Origin of the sequence: Bradyrhizobium sp. Ec3.3, from assembly GCF_000472925.1 — a bacterium.
Lineage (GTDB): Bacteria > Pseudomonadota > Alphaproteobacteria > Rhizobiales > Xanthobacteraceae > Bradyrhizobium.
Map to the genome: position 1 here is coordinate 227,778 of NZ_AXAS01000006.1, position 16,948 is coordinate 244,725.

Here is a 16,948-nt window from a genome sequence, read left to right on the forward strand (position 1 = left end):
TCAGGACCCGCCACCCGGCTCCAGCGCCTCGCCGATCGCGAGCGGATGCGCCATGGTCTCGTGCAGCGCGGTGCGATCGAGCTCGCCCTCTGACATGCTGATCACGACGCAGGCGACGCCGTTGCCGATCAGATTGGTGAGCGCGCGGCACTCGCTCATGAACTTGTCGATGCCGACCAGGATCGCGATCGACTGGACCGGGATGTCGGGCACGATGGAGAGCGTCGCCGCCAACGTGATGAAGCCGGCACCGGTCACGCCCGAGGCGCCCTTGGATGTGATCATGGCGATGCCGAGAATGCCGAGCTCCTGCCAGATCGTGAGGTTGGTGTTGGTCGCCTGGGCCAGGAACAGCGTCGCCAGCGTCATGTAGATGTTGGTGCCGTCGAGGTTGAAGCTGTAGCCGGTCGGAATGACGAGGCCGACCACGGAGCGCGAAGCGCCGAGATGCTCCATCTTCTCGATCATCTGCGGCAGCACCGTTTCCGATGACGAGGTGCCGAGCACGATCAAGAGCTCGTCCTTGATGTAGGCGATGAAACGCAGGATCGAGAAGCCTGCGACCCGCGCGATCGCGCCGAGCACGATCAGCACGAACAGGATGCTGGTGAGATAGAACGTGCCGATCAGCGCGACGAGGTTGAGCAGCGAGCCAAGGCCATAGGCGCCGACGGTGAAGGCCATCGCGCCGAATGCGCCGATCGGTGCGACGCGCACGACGATGCGGATAATGCCGAAGAACATCTTTGCGGCCTTGTCGACGGCGTCGACGATCGGCTCGCCGGCCTTGCCGAGGAAGGCGATGGAGAATCCTGACAGGATCGAGATCAGCAGCACCTGGAGGATGTCGCCGCGCGCGATCGCGCCGATATAGCTGTCCGGGATGATCGCCATCAGGTGGGCGACGATGCCCTCTTCCTTGGCCTTGGTGACGTAGGTCGCCACCGACTTCGGATCGATCGTGGAGGGATCGATGTTGAAGCCGTGCCCGGGCTGGAGCACCTCGCCGACGAGCAGGCCGACCGCGAGCGCCACCGTCGAGACCGTCTCGAAATAGACCAGCGCCTTCAGCCCGACCCGGCCGACCCGCTTGAGGTCGCCCATCGAGGAGATGCCATGCACCACGGTGCAGAAGATCACCGGCGCGATCATCATCTTGATCAGCGCGATGAAGCCGTCACCCAGCGGCTTCAGCTCCTTGCCGAGGTCGGGATTGAAATAGCCGACCAGGATCCCGAGCGCGATCGCGATCAGCACCTGGACGTAGAGGATCTTGTACCAGGGTTGATGATGACGATGGACGGCGGGAGGAATCGCGACTGACGTCATGGAGTGCCCCGGATTGCATTGCAGGTCGGTGCCTTTTCATCATGGGCCGTCCGGGGCAGGGCCGACAATCACAATTTCGTCGGCGCGCGAGCCGCAGCGCAGCATCGTCATGCGCTCCTCCATCTGGCAAAGCCGATCGAAGCAGACTACATCCTCAGCCATGGCAAAACGTCCGCTCGAAGATTTCGTCGCCCGGCACCAGCGTCTCTTCGTTCTGACCGGGGCAGGCTGTAGCACCAATTCCGGCATTCCCGATTATCGCGACAACCAGGGCAACTGGAAACGAACCCAGCCGGTCAACTACCAGGCCTTCATGGGTGATCCGCGCACGCGGCAGCGATACTGGGCGCGCAGCCTGATCGGCTGGCGGCGGTTCGGCCAGGCCATGCCCAACGACGCGCATCATGCGCTGGCTCGCCTCGAGGCGAACGGGCAGTGCGAGATGCTGCTGACTCAGAACGTCGACCGGCTGCATCAGTCGGCGGGCCACCGGCAAGTGATCGATCTGCACGGCCGGCTCGATCTCGTTCGCTGCATGGGCTGTGGCGAGAAGACGCCGCGCGACGGATTTCAGCGCTCCCTCGGTCGTGCGAATCCCGCCTGGCTCTCACTCGATGCCGCGGATGCGCCCGATGGCGATGCCGATCTCGAACATGAGGATTTTTTCTCGTTCGACGTGCCGGCCTGCCAAACCTGCGGTGGCATCCTCAAGCCCGATGTCGTGTTCTTCGGCGAGAGCGTGCCGCGCGATGTCGTTGCCTCAGCGCAAGAACATCTGGAGCAGGCCGACGCCATGCTGATCGTCGGCTCATCGCTGATGGTCTATTCCGGCTTCCGCTTCGTGCAGATGGCGGCACGCAAGAGCATTCCGATTGCCGCCGTCAATCTCGGACGCACCCGCGCGGACGATCTGTTGACGCTGAAGGTCGAGGAGCGCTGCGAAGCTGCGCTCGCCTTCCTGCTGTGAGCCGGCGCGAGCAAGCTGCCGCCCGCTGTGGGATTTGTTGACGCTGAAATAGTCAGCGCCACTGACATTCGTGTTCTGCGCGTATTCCCTGATTGCACTCCGCGCGATCCGGCGTACTCTATGCCCGCGAGCGGGAGCAACAGCAGCCAATCAAACAGACCGGACCTCCTTGGGCGATGGGCGCCGAGAGAGACGGAAAGCTGTCGCCGACACACCTTTAGGAACCAAGGAGACGAACCGACACTTGACCGGGCTGCAAGCGTCCGTCGCAGAGACGTTCTGCCAAACACACTGTCAAGAAACACACAAGCGGGAGGAACTGCACATGAAGAATTGGTGGTGCTATTCTGGTCTGCCTCTTGTCGTTGGTGCGACACTCATGGTGTCGCCGGCCTTGGCCCAAACCGTGGACACTGCGCGCATCGACGCTGGCGGCCAGAACGACTGGCTGACCTATCACGGCTCCTACAAGTCCTATCACTACAGCCCGCTCGCGCAGATCAATGCGGGCAATGTCGGCAATCTGGGCGTTGCCTGGATCCACATTCCCGGACGGTCGACTCGCGGCCTGCAATCCATGCCACTCGTGGCCGATGGCGTGCTCTATTACTCGGGTTCCTACAGCAGGGTGTTTGCGCTGAACGGCGCGACCGGCGAGGTGATGTGGAACTTCTTTCCCGAGCTCGATGAGGCGCTCATCAGCAGGCAGACCCATTCTCCTTACAATCGCGGCGTCGCGCTCGGCGAGGGCAAGGTCTTCGTCGGCACGATGGACGGCCGCCTGTTCGGGCTGGATGCGAAGACGGGCAAGGTTCTCTGGGAAACCAAGCTGATCGACTCGCAGAAGCTGACGGTCGGCTTCACCGGTGCGCCGCTTTATGCGAAAGGCACCGTGATCATCGGCGCGCAAGGTGGCGAGTGGCCGGGCCGCGGCCCGATCTTCGCCGTCGATGCCACCACAGGCAAAAAGAAATGGGAATTCCTGACGGTTGCCGGCACCGATGAAGCCATGAAGACATGGGGAAATGATTCGTGGCGTACTGGCGGGGGTGGCGGCTGGATGCCGGGCACCTACGACTCCGAGACCAACACCATCCTCTGGGGCACCGCAAACCCGGCTCCGCTCTACGACTGGTCGGGCAAGGATTACAAGACGCAAGGTGCGCGTCCCGGCGACAATCTCTACACGAGCTCAGTGATCGGTCTGGACATCGATACCGGAAAGCTGAAATTCTATCATCAGGAGCTGCCGCACGACGGTTGGGACTTTGACAGCGCCGTCGGTGAATTCGTCATGCTCGATCGCGACGGCCAGAAGCTGGTGGTGCATCCGAACAAGAGCGGCTACATCTTTGTCTACGATCGCAATCTCGGTTTGAAGAACGTCTGGCGGATTACCGAGAACAGCAATTTCGTCAAGAACATCGACCCAAAGACCGGCGAACTGATCGGTCGGCGTGACTTTGCAGCGGGAAAGGTTGATGAGCCACTGTGCCCGCACATCTCCGGCGGCGTCAGCTTCAATGCTGGCTCCTACAATCCGAAGACGGGCCTCTACTACAAGCTCGGCCAGGAATGGTGCATGACCCTCGAGGTCATGAAGACGACACCGGTGACTGCCCCGCAAGTACAGCTCAATATCGGGGCCGATTTCAAGATTGCGCCTCCTCCAAGCGGGGAGATCTATGGTCATCTCGACGCGCGCGATCCGGTGACTGGCGCCAAGAAGTGGGAGGTCCGTTTCCCCGAGCCGCCGCTTGCGAGCGTCCTGTCGACCGGAGGCAATCTGGTGTTCGTGCCCGACTCGCGCGGTACCATTCATGCCTACGATGCCGAAAGCGGGACCGAGCTGTGGAATCACTCTGACGGCACCGGCCATCAGGGAGGAATCATCAGCTACTCCGCCGGCGGTAAGCAGTATATCGCGGTGACCGCGGGCTTTGGCGGCATGGCGTCGGATGATTATGCGCCGACCTTCGGCGGCGTTTACAAGAGCATGCCGCGCGATGACGGCGCGCTCGTCGTTTACAGCCTGAAATAGGTCTTTTCGGACGGTTGGACGGGGAGCGGGCACAAGCCCGCTCCCCGTGCGTTGGAACGGACAGAGGGGTAGATGGAACATAAAAATGGAGTTCCGCTCCATGCGATTGAATTTGCCGGTGCTGTGGACGGCGGTACTGTCCACGTGCCTTGTGTGTGCCATGCCCGCATCCGCGCAACAGGCTTCCCCGGCGCCAAGCAACGAGGAATTCGATGCCAGGCAACTGTTCGCAACGACCTGTGGCTGGTGTCATTCCGATGGGGGGCGCGCGGCCGGCAAGGGGCCGCAGCTCATGAATACGACTCGCGACGACGATTATATTCGCGACCGCATCAAGCATGGCAAGTCTGGCGCGATGCCTGCGTTCGGCGAGACCTTCAGCGACGCGCAGATCGATGAGATCATAAAGTATATCCGGCAATTGAAGCCGCGCGAGGGGTGAGGCGAAATCCAAGTTTGATCCGAGAACACGAGGCTTTCGGAATGAAGTTGATCCTCTCGCTCATGGTCGGTGCCGCCGTCGCGCTCTCGGCAGCGGCGCAGGCGCGCACCCTGGAGGCGATCCGCTCAGCCGGCGAGATCGGGCTGTGCGCCCATCCCAACTCGCTTCCCTTCGCCAGCAAGGCCGGCGATCCTCCCGGATTTCAGGTCGAATTGGGACGGGCACTGGCACGCGAGCTCGGCGTCTCGCTGAGGCTCGACTGGATCATCACGCAGTATCAGATGCGCAGCGCCACTTGCGATGTGCTTCTCGACGTCATCGCCGATCGTGGGGCGCAAGGCGAAACCCGCCTGCGTATTTCGAAGCCGTATTACCGCACTGGCGTTGCGCTGGCGGTGCCATCGTCCAGCGCACTCACCTCGTTCAAGAGCCTGAACGAGCACACCAAGGTTGGCGTGCAGGTCGGCTCCGTCGCCGCCATGATCATCGGCCAGCGCCGCGTGCCGACGTCGACCTTCGGCTTCGAGAGCGACAGCCTCGACGCCCTTTCGAACAATGAACTGGACGCCGCCGCCGTCACGCCGACGGCGGCGAGCTATTTCAACCTCACGCATCCGGAGAAGCCGCTTCGGATCCTCGCCCGTGACGAGAGCGTGACCGACCTGAACTGGAACGTCGCGGTCGGCATGGTTCGCCCGGACGATGCGTTGCGCGAAGCGATCGATGGGGCGGTCGACCGCTTGCGAGCCGACGGCACGATCGATCGGATCTATCGTCGCTACGGTATCGTCCTCGAGGCACCGAAATAGCCGTGCATCGCAGTTTCGGCAGCCCGCCGGTCAACAGGCGCGACGTCCTCCGAGGACTCGCTGCCGCAGCGGCGCTGGGAGCGGCCCCGGCATCCGGCGGCGAGGCGCGCAGGATCGGCCTCCAGCTCTATACGGTCCGCGACCTCCTGAAGAGCGACTTCGAAGGCACGCTCCGCAAGGTTGCCCGCCTCGGCTATCGCGAGGTGGAGTTCGCCGGCATTCTCGGCCCTGACGTGAAGCGCACAAGCGAGCTCTTGCGCAGCCTTGGCCTTGCCGCCCCGTCGCTGCATCTCGACTACGCGGGCCTGCGCGATAAGACCGAATCATCGTTCGATATCGCCCATTCGCTCGGCAGCCGGTTCGTCGTCTGTCCCTGGCTGGACCCACCAGTGCGACAGACGATCGACGACTGGAAGCGGATCTGCGACGAATTGAACAGGATCGGCGAACTGGCGGCAGGTTCCGCCCTGACCCTCGCCTATCACAATCATGATTTCGAGTTTCGAGAGCTCGCCGGCGGCATGCAGCCCTACGACGTTCTGCTCAGCCGCACTGACGAGCGTGTCGTCAAGCTCGAGCTCGACGTCTACTGGGCGACCAGGGGAGGTCGCGATGCCGCTGATGTCCTGATAGCCCATCCATCGCGATTTCGGCTGGTTCATCTCAAGGACATGGCGAAGGACGGGTCGACCACTGAACTGGGGCGCGGCACGATCGATTTCGCAGGGATATTCGCGGCCCTGCCTGCAAGCGGCGTGCAACACGCCTTCGTCGAGCAGGACGTGTCTGCCGATCCGCTGCACAGCATCGAGACCAGCATCGCCTTCCTTCGCACCCAGCGGTATTTTTCCCGCAGCACGTGATCGTCCCGGCCGTGGCCGGGACGATCTGTTGATCGACGCGACCCATGCCGCCGCCTTCCGCCGCGTCTGCTCAGCCTTGTACAGTTCGAACTCCTCGGCGATCGCCTTCGCGATCGATGGGCGCTGCTTGAGGCGCTCGTAATAGGCCTTCAGATTCGGCCATTTCGCCAGCTCGATCGGCGGCGTCGCCATCGTCCAGTTGATCACCGTGACGAGATAGGCGTCGGCGACGGTGAAGTGGTCGAGCAGGAACTCGCGGCCCTTCAGGTGGTTCTCGACATAGTCAAGTCGCGACAGGTTCTTCTCCAGCGCATAAGCCTTGCTCTCCTGCGGCGACTTGCGATCGAGCACGGGGATGAACAACCCCTTGTGCAGCTCGGTGCCGATGAAGCAGAGCCATTGATGCAGACGCGTGCGGTCGATGCCAGGTCCGGTGCCGAGGCCGGATTGCGGAAAGCGGTCCGCGACATACTGCAGGATCGCTGCGTTCTCGGTCAGCACCACGCCCTCGTCGGTGCGCAGTGTCGGCACCAGGCCGATCGGATTGACGGCGCGGAAGTCGGAGCCGTCATTCAGCACGGTCTTGGTCGGTGAATCGACTTCGAGATAGTTCGCCTCGGCGCCCGCTTCATACAGCGCGACGCGGGTCGCCATCGAGCAGGCGAGCGGCGAGAAATAGAGATCCATGGGGTGCCTCCTTGGGCGTGGTGTCATTTGACCTTGCGTTCGCAACCCGGTCGGATTGATTTTTGTACTGTTCCGCATAATATGGAAGCGGTCAAGGATTATTTTGCGAGATGGTACAAAAATCAAAGGGCCCGCCCATCGCTGCACCCGAGCCGCCGAAGCGGCGCGGCCGGCCGCGCGCCTATGAGCCCGACGTCGCGCTCGGCAAGGCGCTCGACCTGTTCCGCACCCAGGGCTTTGCCGCGACCTCGCTCGACGATCTCAGTGAGGCCACCGGCATGAACCGGCCGAGCCTCTACGGCGCCTTCGGCGACAAGCGCGAGCTCTACATCAAGAGCTATCAGCGTTACCGCGAGCAGGCGCGCGCCTCGATGGTGGAGATCTTTCGCGCGGATCTGCCGCTGCGCGAACGGCTGGAACGCATCTTCGCCTCCGCACTCGCCATCTATCTCTCCGGTGAGACCGGTCCGCGCGGCTGCTTCACGGTGGTGACCGCGGCCTCCGAGGCCGTCGGCGATCCCGAGATCCGCGCCATGGTACTGGACGGCCTGTCCGAGCTCGACAAGGCTTTTGCCAATTGCTTCCGCCGCGCCAAGGAGAAGGGCGAGTTGGCCGACAGCGCCGACCCGGTCGTGCTGGCGCAGCTCGCCTCGGCCACCATCCACACCATCGCCATCCGTTCCCGCGCCCGCGTCCCGCGCAAGGAGCTCGACGCGATCGTGAAGGGAGCGATCGATGTGATGGTGGGGGTGAAAGGCTAACCCTTCGCCGGGACGACAGCGAGAGCTCGGCTACCCCGCCTCCCGCCCGAGTGCCGCCGCAGATGTCGCGGCTTCCCGGAATGCATCGCGAATGGAGCCCAGCAGGGTCTGCACGCGGGCGAGGTTGGAGCGCGTCGCCGGGACAAGTGCCTTGACCCAGAGATCAGGGATATGGAGTTGCGGGAGGAGTTCGACCAGCGCGCCGGTCTTGAGCCGCTCCGCCACTGCGGTGCGCGAAGCGATTGCTATTCCGCTGCCCGCACACAGGCTGTCGATCACGAGCGCGCCGTTGTTCGTCACGAGGTGCGGCCGAACCGCGACCGTCGTCACGCCATTGCGGCCTTCAAAAGTCCAGGCGGGCCCGATAGGCGAAAACACGATGCAGTCGTGATTAACGAGATCGCGGGCATGCCGGGGATGGCCGCGCCGCGCCAGGTAGGAGGGCGCGGCACAAAGCACGCGTTCGAACACGTGCAAGGGCTCCTCGAGCACGCCGTCGAAGGACGACGGCATCATGGTGAGCACGATGTCAAAGCCTTCCTCGACCGGATTGACCGTACGGTCCACCAACACCGCGTCGAGCGTCACGCGCGGATACTTGATCTGAAACGACGACAGCAGTTGCGCGAGGTCGATGACCATCGGTGATGCCGGCGCCTTGATGCGCAATTGGCCCTCGAGCTCGTTCGGCGATCGCATGATCCCCTTCGCCATCTCGTCGTATTCGCGCACGATCTGGCGGATGACGTCGAGATAGCGCTCGCCGACCTCGGTGAGCGCCAGGCGGCGCGTGCTCCGCCGCAACAGCGTGGCCTTCAGCGACCACTCCAATTGTCCGACCCGCTTGGTGATGACGGATGGCGCCACCCCAAGCTGTCGGCCCGCCTCGGAGAAGCTGCCGGCTCGCGCCGTCGCCAAAAATGCCTTCATATTCAAGAGGCTATCGGCCATTTAGTCCAATCCGGAAAAGATCATCGCTCAAAGTAGCTTATTCTCCCTCGTTCTCGAAGGAAATAGATTGCTTGGCGCGATAAGCCGTCACCAGAACAAGCGAAACGGCAACGCGGAGGAACGAGCAATGAGCGCACCCGACGTCATCGATGTCACTGATGTCATCGAGCGCCAGCGCCGTAACGGCCTGGTCCTGACGGTCCTGATCCTGTCGACGACGATGATGTTCCTGGATGGTTACGACCTCCAGGCGATGGCCTTCGCCGCACCGTCGATCATCCGCGCCTGGGGCATCCAGCGGGCCGCGCTCGGGATCGTCTTCAGCGCCGGTATTTTCGGCATTCTCGTCGGCGGCCTCGTGTTCGGATCGCTCGGCGACCGCATCGGCCGCCGGCTATCGATCGTCGCTTCGATGCTGGTGTTCGGCAGCTTCACGCTGGCGACGGTATGGGCGAGCGACATCACGAGCCTGATCGTGCTTCGCTTCCTCGCCGGCATCGGCATCGGCGGCTTGTCGCCTCTGTGCTATGCGCTCAACCTCGAATATGCGCCGAGCCGCTATCGCGGCACGGCGGTCGCAATCATCATGGTTGGCTATGTCGCGGGCAGCAGCATCGGTGGCTTCATCGCCGCCGGTCTCGTGCCGCAGTTTGGCTGGACCATCGTATTCTGGATCGGCGGCGTGCTGCCGCTCCTCGGGGCCGCGCTGTGTTACTTCGCGCTTCCGGAATCGATCAAGTTCCTCGTGGTGCGCAATCGCGAGCCCGCGGAAGTCGCGCGCATCCTGAACCGGATCGAGCCCTCGCTCCAGGCGCACGCGACGACGCACTTCGTCCTTCGCGATGAAGCTTCCGCTGGCAGCGCCGGCACGGGGCTCGTGTCGCAGCTCGCCACGCTGTTCGACGGACGGCTTGCGGTCATCACGCCGTTCCTGTGGGTGGCCTACATCGCAAGCTCGATCACGATGTTCTTCCTCAACAGCTGGACGCCGATCCTGGCGGAGGCGTCCGGGCATACGCCCGCGCAGGCCGCCATGGGCCTGACCGTGTTTAGCCTCGGAGGCGCCGTCGGCGGCCTCACCATTGGCCGGGTGCTCGACCGGTTCGGCGTCATCGCCATTGCGATCGTGCCGCTGATTGCCTCGCCGCTGGTCGCTTCGCTCGTCTGGGCCGGACTTGGTGACAGCACCTACCTCGCGACGATGGTCTGCGTCGGCTTCTTCGTGGTGGGCGGTCACCAGGGCCTGAACAGCTCGGTCGGCCAGTTCTATTCCAGCACCAACCGCACGACGGCCGTCGGCTGGGCCTTGTCGGTCGCCAAGATCGGCTCGATCAGCGGACCGCTGGTCGCCGGGATACTTATCGCGCAGCAGCTGCCGTTCTCGAGCCTGTTCCTGCTCGCCGCACTGCCGCCCCTGGTGGTGGCGGCTTGCGTCCTGGCGCTGGGGATCTCCCAACGCAAGCAAAGCGCGGCGGCGCGCAAGATCGACCAGGCGGCAACAGCCTAGCCGCAATCGCGCGAAGCAACGGAGGCCGAAGATGAGAATACCGTTCGCAGGAGCGATCGATTGCGACCTGCATCCGCCCATGCCCAGCATGGCGCAGTTGCTGCCCTACCTCGATGATTACTGGCGCGACCAGATCACCAACCGTGCGATCGACCGCATGTCGTTCGCCATGATGAGCTATCCGCCGAATGCGCCTGTCAGCGCGCGAGCCGACTGGCGCGCGGCGCAGACCGGACGGAGCGAACTCGACACTCTGCGCACTGATGTCCTCGACGCCTTTGGTCTTTATTTCGGCATCGCCAATGTGATGCACGGCGCGATCGCGCTCCACAACGACGACATGGCGGCGGCGATCTGTCGTGCCGTGAATGACTGGCTACGCGCGGAATGGCTGGACCGCGAGCCGCGGCTGCGCGGCTCGATCCTGGTGACACCGCAGGATCCGGCGCAGGCCGTTGCCGAGATCGAGCGCCTGGCGCCCGACCAACGCTTTGTGCAGGTGCTGCTGCCGGTGATGGGCGAAAAGCTGCTCGGCCGGCGCGAGTTCTTTCCACTGTATGAGGCGGCAGAACGGCACGGGCTCGTCGTTGCCGTGCACGCGGGCAGCACCTATCGCTACGCGCCGACGATCGTGGGCTGGCCGTCCTATCAGTTCGAAGATTACGTGGCGCAGGCACAGGCCTTCGCCAACCAGACGATCAGCCTCGTCGTCGAGGGCGTGTTCCACCGCTTTCCACGGCTAAAGGTGGTGATGCTCGAGTCCGGCGTGAGCTGGCTGCCGATGACCATGTGGCGCACCGACAAGACCTGGCGTGGTGCGCGGCCGGAAGTGCCCTGGGTCGACCGCTGGCCTTCGGAGATCATCCGCGAGCATCTGCGCTTCACCATCCAGCCGTTCGATGCGCCCGACGCGACGGCGGTTGGGCAAACGATCGACCGCATCGGTACCGATCAGGTGCTGCTGTTCTCCACCGACTATCCGCACTGGCAGTTCGACGGCGCTGACGTACTGCCGGACGGGTTGTCGCCGCACTCGCTCATGAAAATCCTCGTGGCGAATGCGCTGGAAACCTATCCTCGTCTGGCGCAGGTCGCGACCACACTCGCCGCCGAGCAGGCGAAGGAGGACGTGCGATGAATGCACCTTTCATCGAACAGAAAGCCCGGCAGAACCTCGCGGTCGTCGATTGCGACATCCATCCGGCGCATCGCACACCCGGCGAACTCTTGCCCTACCTCGAGCCGCGCTGGCGTGAGCACTACCAGACCCATGGCGTGCATGTGCGGCAGGCGCTGCCGAACGCGCTGATGTATCCGCGCATGATGGCTGGCGGCATGCGCGCCGATTCGCTTCCTGAGAATGGCGGCCCTGCGGGGTCCGATCTCGATCTCCTGCGCAAACAGCATCTCGATCCCGTCAATGTCGAGTTCGGCCTGTTGATGGCGCTCAGCAAGGGCGGCATGGAGGAGCGCAATCCCGGTCTTGCGGCGGCGCTGTCGCACGCCACCAATGATTGGCAGATCGACCGCTGGGTGCGCGAGGAACCGCGGCTTCGCGCCGGCATCGTAGTGCCGCAGGAGTTTCCCGAGGCAGCCGTCGCCGAGATCGAACGTTGCGCCGGCGATCGGCGCTATGTGCAGATCATGCTGTCGTCGCGGCCGTCAGATCCGCTCGGCCATCGACGCTACTGGCCGATCTATGAGGCGGCGGAACGCGCCGGCCTGCCGATAGGCCTGCATCCGGTCGGCTACAATGGCGGCCATCCCTCCACCGGCTCCGGTTGGCCGACTTTCTATTTGCAGGAGCATTATGTCTTCGTGGCCTGCATGGAGGCGCTTGCCGCCAGCCTGATCATCGAGGGCGTGTTCGAGCGTTTCCCGAAACTGAAGGTCGTGCTGGTCGAGGGCGGGTTCGGCTGGGCGCCGGCGCTGGCCTGGCGCATGGACAAGCATTTCGAGAAATTCCGCAAGGAGGTGGCGCATCTCAAGCGGCGTCCCTCCGAATATCTGCGCGAGCACATCTGGTGGACGACGCAGCCGATCGAGGAGCCGGCGCAATCGCGCCACATCGTCGAGATCATTGATTGGATCGGCTGGGACCGGCTGCTCTATTCGTCGGACTATCCGCACTGGGACTATGACAATCCGTCCTTTGCTTTCAAATTCCCGATGACCGAGGAGCAGCGCCGCAAGATATTCAGGGACAATGCGATGGCATTGTATCGCCTCACATGAGCCGCCATGTGGTCTGTCCGGCCGCCGAGCTGCCGCCCGGCACGCGCAAGGTCGTCGTCATCGACGGGCGCGAGATCGGCGTGTTCAATGTCGAGGGGCGCCTGCACGCGCTGCTCAACCGCTGTCCGCATGGCGGGGCTGCGATCTGCTCCGGCGTTGTCACCGGCCTCAGCCAGTCGTCGGGTCCCGGCGACTACCGCCTGGAGCGCCGCGGCGAATTCTTGCGCTGTCCCTGGCACGGCTGGGAGTTCGACATGGCGACCGGCCAATCCTGGTGCGATCCGCGCCGCACCAGGGTGCGAAGCTTCGAGGTCAAACGTGAGGCGGGCGGCGATCTCGTGATGGGCCCCTACGTGGCCGAACGATATCCCGTGACGGTCGAGGATACCTATATCGTCGTCGATCTCTGACTGGGGCGAGGGGAGCTCTCTCCCCGGTGTCGTCCTTGGCGCGCTATGCGCCGCCCCTTTCGCGCTCCGCAGTATGCGCCGGTCAGCCGCCGACTACGCCGCCCGGATATGCGCGAGGAAGCGATCGACCTCGTCGCGCAGACGTTGCGACTGGCGGGAGAGCTCGACAGCCGAACCCAGCACCTCCTGCGCCGCCGACCCCGTCGCGGCGATGCCCTGGGTGACGCCGGCGATGTTTTGCGAGACCTCGCCGGTACGAGCTGCCGCCTGCTGGACGTTCTGCGCGATCTCCTGCGTCGCTGTACCCTGCTGGCCTACCGCTGCCGCGATCGCGGCCGAGATCTCGTCGACCTGCTGGATCGTCGCGCAGATCGACTGGATGCCCTGGACCGCGCCAGTTGTCTCGCCTTGCACGGCGGTCACCTGGGCGCCGATCTCCTCCGTCGCCTTTGCGGTTTGCGTCGCCAGCGCCTTGACCTCGGATGCCACCACCGCAAAGCCTCTCCCAGCTTCGCCGGCGCGTGCCGCTTCGATCGTTGCGTTGAGCGCGAGCAGATTGGTCTGGCCAGCAATGCCATTGATGAACGAGACGACATCGCCGATCTTCTGTGCGGCATCGGCAAGGCTCTGCACGCGCGCATTGGACTGCCGTCCGTCGCTCGCGGCGCGGCCGACGACCTCGGTGGCAAGCGCGAGGCGGCGGCTGATCTCGGTCATCGATGACGACAGCTCCTCAGCGGCGGCTGCCACCGTCTGGACGTTCTCCGAGGCCAGCGCCGAGGCCGACGAGACTGCGCGCGTCTGATGTCGCGATTGCTCGACGATGTCGGACATTGAGCGGGCCGTCTGCTCCATCTCGACCGCGGCCGACGATACCGTGTTGACGACATCGCGAATGCTGGCCTCGAAATTGTCGGCGAGCGCTGCAAAGGCGCGCCGCTTCTCCTCTTCGGACTGCGCCTTGGCTTCAAGCTGTTCGGCCTGGAGGCGGTTGAAGCTGACGGCGTTGTCGCGGAACACCGCGACCGCCTTCACCATCGCGCCCACCTCGTCATTCGATTTGCCGAGGGGAATTGCGACGTCGAGCCGTCCGTCCGCGAGTTCTCGCATCGCCGAGGTGATGGACAGGATCGGTCGCGAAATGCTCCGCGCGATGAGGTAGCCGACGATCGCGGCGAGCACGAGCCCGAGGGCGGCGATGCCGAGCGCGAGCCATCGCGCGCGGTCCAGGGACGCCTCATACTCGGCATTGTCCATCACCAGCTCCACCGCGCCGAGCGGCTTGCCGGAAAAATCCTTGATCGGTCCGAGCAGCGCGGCCACCGGCGCGCCGTCGAGCTTTGCTTGGCGGACCGTGAAGACGCCTTCGGCCGCGCGGCCGTAGTCGGCAACTTCGAAGAAGGTCTGTCCCTTCAGCGTTCCGCCGAATAGCCTGAAGCCGCTGCCGTCGGCGAGATGGAAGGCGACGTCGACATGGCGATTGGACTTGAAGTCGTCCAGAAAGGGCTGGCCGAAGGTCAGCCCGAACTCGACGGTGCCGAGATGCTTGCCGTCGTGCGCGATCGGTACCACGCCGCGGATGCCCAGCCCGGCCTGGCCGCCTTCGAGGCCGACGACCACCTTGCGCTCCTGGTTGGCGATCACGACGGTCTTGCGGAAGGAGGAGAGGTCGTCGCCAAATCTTGCCGCCTGATGCACACGCAGGAACGACGTCGCCGGCGGCACGTGAAACTGGAATTGATCGACGCCGTAGTCCGACTTGGTGGCGGCGAAGACCGGTCCGAACAGGCGCACCAGCATGTCACGGTCCTGCCCCGCCATGGCCTCCTGCGTTGCCGGCATGGCGGCAACGACGGCGCTCATCGCCGCGGCGCGGCGGGATTCCTCGGCGATGCGCGATTGCAGGGCATCGTAATGGCTGCGCAGCTCGCGCTGGTCGGCGCGATCGATGATGCCGGAGATGATCCACATCGCGCCGAGCACGGCGAACAGGGCGGTCGCAGCCGCCGTAACCGCCAGGGCGACCGTGATCCGCATTCTGAGCCCAAGGGTCGCCCGCATGTCCTGCTCGTTCCTTCCATGTTGGTCAAAAACGACTATCAATTTCCCGCTAAGAGAGGGTGAACAGGGAGGGACGCGGCTCTGTGCCGCACAATTCGGGAGACGGTTGGCGTCAAAGCACCCGTCCCGGACAAGCGCAGCGAAGCGGAGCGCCGATCCGGGCGCCCCATAACCACGTTGCGGCCCTGCTTCTCTCAGGCAGGCGCCGGGCGCAGTTCTGGCTTTCGCGATACCGAAAGCGTATAGTTTCAGAACACTCGATGGTGTCACGAATGTTCAGTTTCGCACGTGGTTTGGCTCTCGCACTGGTCCTGGTTGCGCTCTGTCTGGGCGAGCGAACGGCCCATGCCCAGGCCGCCCCCGTGCCCTACATGAACTCGGGCTGGCTGATGGGCTGGAGCGACAATCCGGCTTTCGACGCCAGCGATCCGCAGTCCAAGTTCCCAAAGGGCTGGTTTCTCAGCAGCTCACGCGGCAGCACGGCGTGGAGCATGAATGGCTTCGATCAGGCGAGGGCGTTCGGCAATTACGGCTCGCTCTCGTCCGAGGGCGTAAGGTTCGGCTACAACTTCACGAATGCGCCGGTCACGATCTATACCGGCTTCGACACTTTGAAATACAATCTCGGGACCGGCGGTCCGATCACGCCCTTCGACTCCACCTCGCCGACGCTGCCGGGCGGCTATCGCGCCAATGCGGGAATCGAATTCCGTCCGACGTCGAATCTCAGCCTGTCGTTCGGCGCGAGCTTCACCCAGCAGTCGTCCGGACTGGTCGACAGCGACATCAATTCGCCGCTGCCGCCCGGCGCATCGCCGCTAGCTTTCGGCGCTCGCCGCTAGGGCAAAGACGCGCGTCGGCCGGCGTTTCAATATCCGCGCGCCCGATCCACCACATTCTCCAGCGCGGAGCCGGCCTCGAAACGCGCGATCTGCTCCGCGACATAGGCCGAGATTGCATCCGCATCGGTATCGGCCGCGTTGTGCGGCGTCACCACCACCTTCGGATGGCTCCAGAAGCGGCTCGCCGCCGGCAGCGGCTCCTCGACGAACACGTCGAGCGAGGCGGCACCGAGCGTGCCGTCGTCGAGGCAGGCGAGGATGTCCTCCTCATTCTGCAACCCGCCGCGGCCTGCATTGATCAAGACCGGCGCGCCGAGCGGACTGTTACGATTGAGCTTCGTAAAGACCTCGCGGTTGAGGATGCCATGCGTCTGTGGCGTCAGCGGCAACAGGCAGACCAGAATGTCGGTCGCGCGCAGGAACGCGTCCATCTGGCCCGCGCCGTGGAAAGACTCTACGCCATCGACGCTTCGCGGGCTACGGCTCCAGCCCACCACGCGGAAGCCGAGCCGGCGCAGCACGTCGGCCGCGTCCGCGCCCAGCGTGCCGAGCCCCATGATGCCGACCGTGACCGCGTTCGCCGGCCATTGGTGTTTCGGGTCCCAGGCTTTTTCGCGCTGCGACTGCCGCAGGTAAAGCTCCTGTCGATGATGCATCAGCACGTGAAGCACGACATATTCGGTCATGCGTCCGGTGAGATCGGGCACGGCGACGCGGACCAGCGGCACGTCCGGCAGGCTCTTGTCCGCCATCAGCGCGTCGACGCCGGCACCGAGATTGAAGATCGCGCGCAGGTTCGGGAATGCCTTGAGATCGCCCGGAACCGGCTTCCACACCGCGGCATAGTGCACCTCGGCCGGGTCGAGCTCCGTATCAGGCAGCAGCACCACGCGCCGGTCGCCGCAGACCGCTTCAAAACGCGCTTTCCAGCGTTCCGGCAGCCAGTTCTGCTGCTTGCTGTTGATCAGGAGTGCCAGCGCGCCCTTAGTCATTCGTCATGTCCCATCGAGTTCCCGTTCAGGGCCCTCCTTGGCACGAACGCG

17 protein-coding genes and 1 pseudogene are annotated in these 16,948 nt (G+C 64.1%); 11 read left to right on the plus strand and 7 right to left on the minus strand.

Features of this window, described 5'->3' with window-relative positions; genetic code table 11:
- Nucleotides 1-1,329, minus strand: a complete 1,329-nt coding sequence (locus tag YUU_RS0107650) for a dicarboxylate/amino acid:cation symporter (RefSeq protein ID WP_027521871.1) — start codon at nucleotides 1,327-1,329, stop codon at nucleotides 1-3.
- A 39-nt stretch (nucleotides 1,330-1,368) separates the two neighbouring features.
- Complete coding sequence (locus YUU_RS62305) at nucleotides 1,369-1,491, minus strand: hypothetical protein (RefSeq protein ID WP_256375270.1); 123 nt, start codon at nucleotides 1,489-1,491, stop codon at nucleotides 1,369-1,371.
- Between YUU_RS62305 and YUU_RS0107660 the strand changes: the two genes are divergently transcribed.
- The 4 genes from YUU_RS0107660 to YUU_RS0107675 all read left to right on the plus strand — a co-directional run bounded on the left by YUU_RS0107660 (nucleotide 1,490) and on the right by YUU_RS0107675 (nucleotide 5,588).
- On the plus strand, nucleotides 1,490-2,296 hold the full coding sequence (locus tag YUU_RS0107660) for an NAD-dependent protein deacetylase (RefSeq protein ID WP_027521872.1): 807 nt from the start codon (nucleotides 1,490-1,492) through the stop codon (nucleotides 2,294-2,296). The genes YUU_RS62305 and YUU_RS0107660 overlap by 2 nt on opposite strands.
- A gap of 325 nt (nucleotides 2,297-2,621) precedes the next feature.
- Nucleotides 2,622-4,337: a PQQ-binding-like beta-propeller repeat protein gene (locus YUU_RS0107665; RefSeq protein WP_027521873.1), complete on the plus strand. Its 1,716-nt coding sequence runs from the start codon at nucleotides 2,622-2,624 to the stop codon at nucleotides 4,335-4,337.
- Nucleotides 4,338-4,422: 85 nt separating this feature from the next.
- On the plus strand, nucleotides 4,423-4,779 hold the full coding sequence (locus YUU_RS56105) for a cytochrome c (protein ID WP_084801342.1): 357 nt from the start codon (nucleotides 4,423-4,425) through the stop codon (nucleotides 4,777-4,779).
- 41 nt (nucleotides 4,780-4,820) lie between these two features.
- Nucleotides 4,821-5,588, plus strand: a complete 768-nt coding sequence (locus YUU_RS0107675) for an ABC transporter substrate-binding protein (RefSeq protein ID WP_027521875.1) — start codon at nucleotides 4,821-4,823, stop codon at nucleotides 5,586-5,588.
- Here the strand turns inward: YUU_RS0107675 and YUU_RS61040 are convergent.
- Nucleotides 5,558-5,878, minus strand: a complete 321-nt coding sequence (locus tag YUU_RS61040; RefSeq protein ID WP_027521876.1) for a hypothetical protein — start codon at nucleotides 5,876-5,878, stop codon at nucleotides 5,558-5,560. The genes YUU_RS0107675 and YUU_RS61040 overlap by 31 nt on opposite strands.
- On the opposite strand from YUU_RS61040, the gene YUU_RS56110 reads away from it, so the two are divergent.
- Entirely contained in the window at nucleotides 5,792-6,451 is a 660-nt protein-coding gene (locus tag YUU_RS56110; protein WP_245287964.1) for a sugar phosphate isomerase/epimerase, read from the plus strand. The two genes, YUU_RS61040 and YUU_RS56110, sit on opposite strands and share 87 nt — an antisense overlap.
- 45 nt (nucleotides 6,452-6,496) lie before the next feature.
- Here YUU_RS56110 and YUU_RS50215 read toward each other — a convergent pair.
- Nucleotides 6,497-7,138 (minus strand): annotated as a pseudogene (locus YUU_RS50215) (glutathione binding-like protein); the annotation flags it as partial.
- 110 nt (nucleotides 7,139-7,248) lie between these two features.
- Here YUU_RS50215 and YUU_RS0107690 point away from each other — a divergent pair.
- A complete protein-coding gene (locus YUU_RS0107690) occupies nucleotides 7,249-7,899 on the plus strand; it encodes a TetR/AcrR family transcriptional regulator (RefSeq protein ID WP_027521877.1) in 651 nt (216 codons plus the stop codon).
- 30 nt (nucleotides 7,900-7,929) lie between these two features.
- Here the strand turns inward: YUU_RS0107690 and YUU_RS0107695 are convergent, their stop codons facing one another.
- Nucleotides 7,930-8,850 carry a LysR family transcriptional regulator gene (locus YUU_RS0107695; protein ID WP_027521878.1) on the minus strand — a complete coding sequence of 307 codons (921 nt, stop codon included), beginning with the start codon at nucleotides 8,848-8,850 and terminating at the stop codon, nucleotides 7,930-7,932.
- A gap of 127 nt (nucleotides 8,851-8,977) precedes the next feature.
- Between YUU_RS0107695 and YUU_RS0107700 the strand changes: the two genes are divergently transcribed.
- Genes YUU_RS0107700 through YUU_RS0107715 form a run of 4 tightly spaced genes read left to right on the plus strand, consistent with a single transcriptional unit; the run spans nucleotide 8,978 to nucleotide 13,002 of the window.
- Entirely contained in the window at nucleotides 8,978-10,357 is a 1,380-nt protein-coding gene (locus YUU_RS0107700) for an MFS transporter (protein ID WP_027521879.1), read from the plus strand.
- A 31-nt stretch (nucleotides 10,358-10,388) separates the two neighbouring features.
- Nucleotides 10,389-11,495: an amidohydrolase family protein gene (locus YUU_RS0107705; protein ID WP_027521880.1), complete on the plus strand. Its 1,107-nt coding sequence runs from the start codon at nucleotides 10,389-10,391 to the stop codon at nucleotides 11,493-11,495.
- Nucleotides 11,492-12,592 carry an amidohydrolase family protein gene (locus tag YUU_RS0107710; RefSeq protein WP_027521881.1) on the plus strand — a complete coding sequence of 367 codons (1,101 nt, stop codon included), beginning with the start codon at nucleotides 11,492-11,494 and terminating at the stop codon, nucleotides 12,590-12,592. The genes YUU_RS0107705 and YUU_RS0107710 overlap by 4 nt, the downstream gene beginning before the upstream one ends.
- Nucleotides 12,589-13,002 carry a Rieske (2Fe-2S) protein gene (locus YUU_RS0107715; RefSeq protein ID WP_027521882.1) on the plus strand — a complete coding sequence of 138 codons (414 nt, stop codon included), beginning with the start codon at nucleotides 12,589-12,591 and terminating at the stop codon, nucleotides 13,000-13,002. The genes YUU_RS0107710 and YUU_RS0107715 overlap by 4 nt, the downstream gene beginning before the upstream one ends.
- A gap of 93 nt (nucleotides 13,003-13,095) precedes the next feature.
- Here the strand turns inward: YUU_RS0107715 and YUU_RS0107720 are convergent, their stop codons facing one another.
- Nucleotides 13,096-15,063 (minus strand): methyl-accepting chemotaxis protein, encoded by a 1,968-nt coding sequence (locus YUU_RS0107720; protein WP_027521883.1) that lies wholly within the window; start codon nucleotides 15,061-15,063, stop codon nucleotides 13,096-13,098.
- Between the two features lie 272 nt (nucleotides 15,064-15,335).
- Between YUU_RS0107720 and YUU_RS0107725 the strand changes: the two genes are divergently transcribed.
- Nucleotides 15,336-15,905, plus strand: coding sequence for a hypothetical protein (locus YUU_RS0107725; RefSeq protein ID WP_027521884.1), 570 nt, complete (start codon nucleotides 15,336-15,338; stop codon nucleotides 15,903-15,905).
- A 26-nt stretch (nucleotides 15,906-15,931) separates the two neighbouring features.
- Here the strand turns inward: YUU_RS0107725 and YUU_RS0107730 are convergent, their stop codons facing one another.
- Nucleotides 15,932-16,897 carry a glyoxylate/hydroxypyruvate reductase A gene (locus tag YUU_RS0107730; protein WP_027521885.1) on the minus strand — a complete coding sequence of 322 codons (966 nt, stop codon included), beginning with the start codon at nucleotides 16,895-16,897 and terminating at the stop codon, nucleotides 15,932-15,934.
- Nucleotides 16,898-16,948: the final 51 nt, after the last annotated feature.

Coding starts and splice junctions, on each gene's coding strand:
- YUU_RS0107660 (WP_027521872.1), top strand. CDS start 1,490: ATGGCAAAACGTCCGCTCGAAGATTTCGTCGCCCGGCACCAGCGTCTC.
- YUU_RS0107690 (WP_027521877.1), top strand. CDS start 7,249: ATGGTACAAAAATCAAAGGGCCCGCCCATCGCTGCACCCGAGCCGCCG.
- YUU_RS0107665 (WP_027521873.1), top strand. CDS start 2,622: ATGAAGAATTGGTGGTGCTATTCTGGTCTGCCTCTTGTCGTTGGTGCG.
- YUU_RS56105 (WP_084801342.1), top strand. CDS start 4,423: ATGGAGTTCCGCTCCATGCGATTGAATTTGCCGGTGCTGTGGACGGCG.
- YUU_RS0107700 (WP_027521879.1), top strand. CDS start 8,978: ATGAGCGCACCCGACGTCATCGATGTCACTGATGTCATCGAGCGCCAG.
- YUU_RS0107705 (WP_027521880.1), top strand. CDS start 10,389: ATGAGAATACCGTTCGCAGGAGCGATCGATTGCGACCTGCATCCGCCC.
- YUU_RS0107710 (WP_027521881.1), top strand. CDS start 11,492: ATGAATGCACCTTTCATCGAACAGAAAGCCCGGCAGAACCTCGCGGTC.
- YUU_RS0107720 (WP_027521883.1), bottom strand. CDS start 15,063: ATGCGGGCGACCCTTGGGCTCAGAATGCGGATCACGGTCGCCCTGGCG.
- YUU_RS62305 (WP_256375270.1), bottom strand. CDS start 1,491: ATGGCTGAGGATGTAGTCTGCTTCGATCGGCTTTGCCAGATGGAGGAG.
- YUU_RS61040 (WP_027521876.1), bottom strand. CDS start 5,878: ATGCAGCGACGGGGCGGCAAGGCCAAGGCTGCGCAAGAGCTCGCTTGT.
- YUU_RS0107730 (WP_027521885.1), bottom strand. CDS start 16,897: ATGACTAAGGGCGCGCTGGCACTCCTGATCAACAGCAAGCAGCAGAAC.
- YUU_RS0107675 (WP_027521875.1), top strand. CDS start 4,821: ATGAAGTTGATCCTCTCGCTCATGGTCGGTGCCGCCGTCGCGCTCTCG.
- YUU_RS0107715 (WP_027521882.1), top strand. CDS start 12,589: ATGAGCCGCCATGTGGTCTGTCCGGCCGCCGAGCTGCCGCCCGGCACG.
- YUU_RS0107695 (WP_027521878.1), bottom strand. CDS start 8,850: ATGGCCGATAGCCTCTTGAATATGAAGGCATTTTTGGCGACGGCGCGA.
- YUU_RS0107725 (WP_027521884.1), top strand. CDS start 15,336: ATGTTCAGTTTCGCACGTGGTTTGGCTCTCGCACTGGTCCTGGTTGCG.
- YUU_RS0107650 (WP_027521871.1), bottom strand. CDS start 1,329: ATGACGTCAGTCGCGATTCCTCCCGCCGTCCATCGTCATCATCAACCC.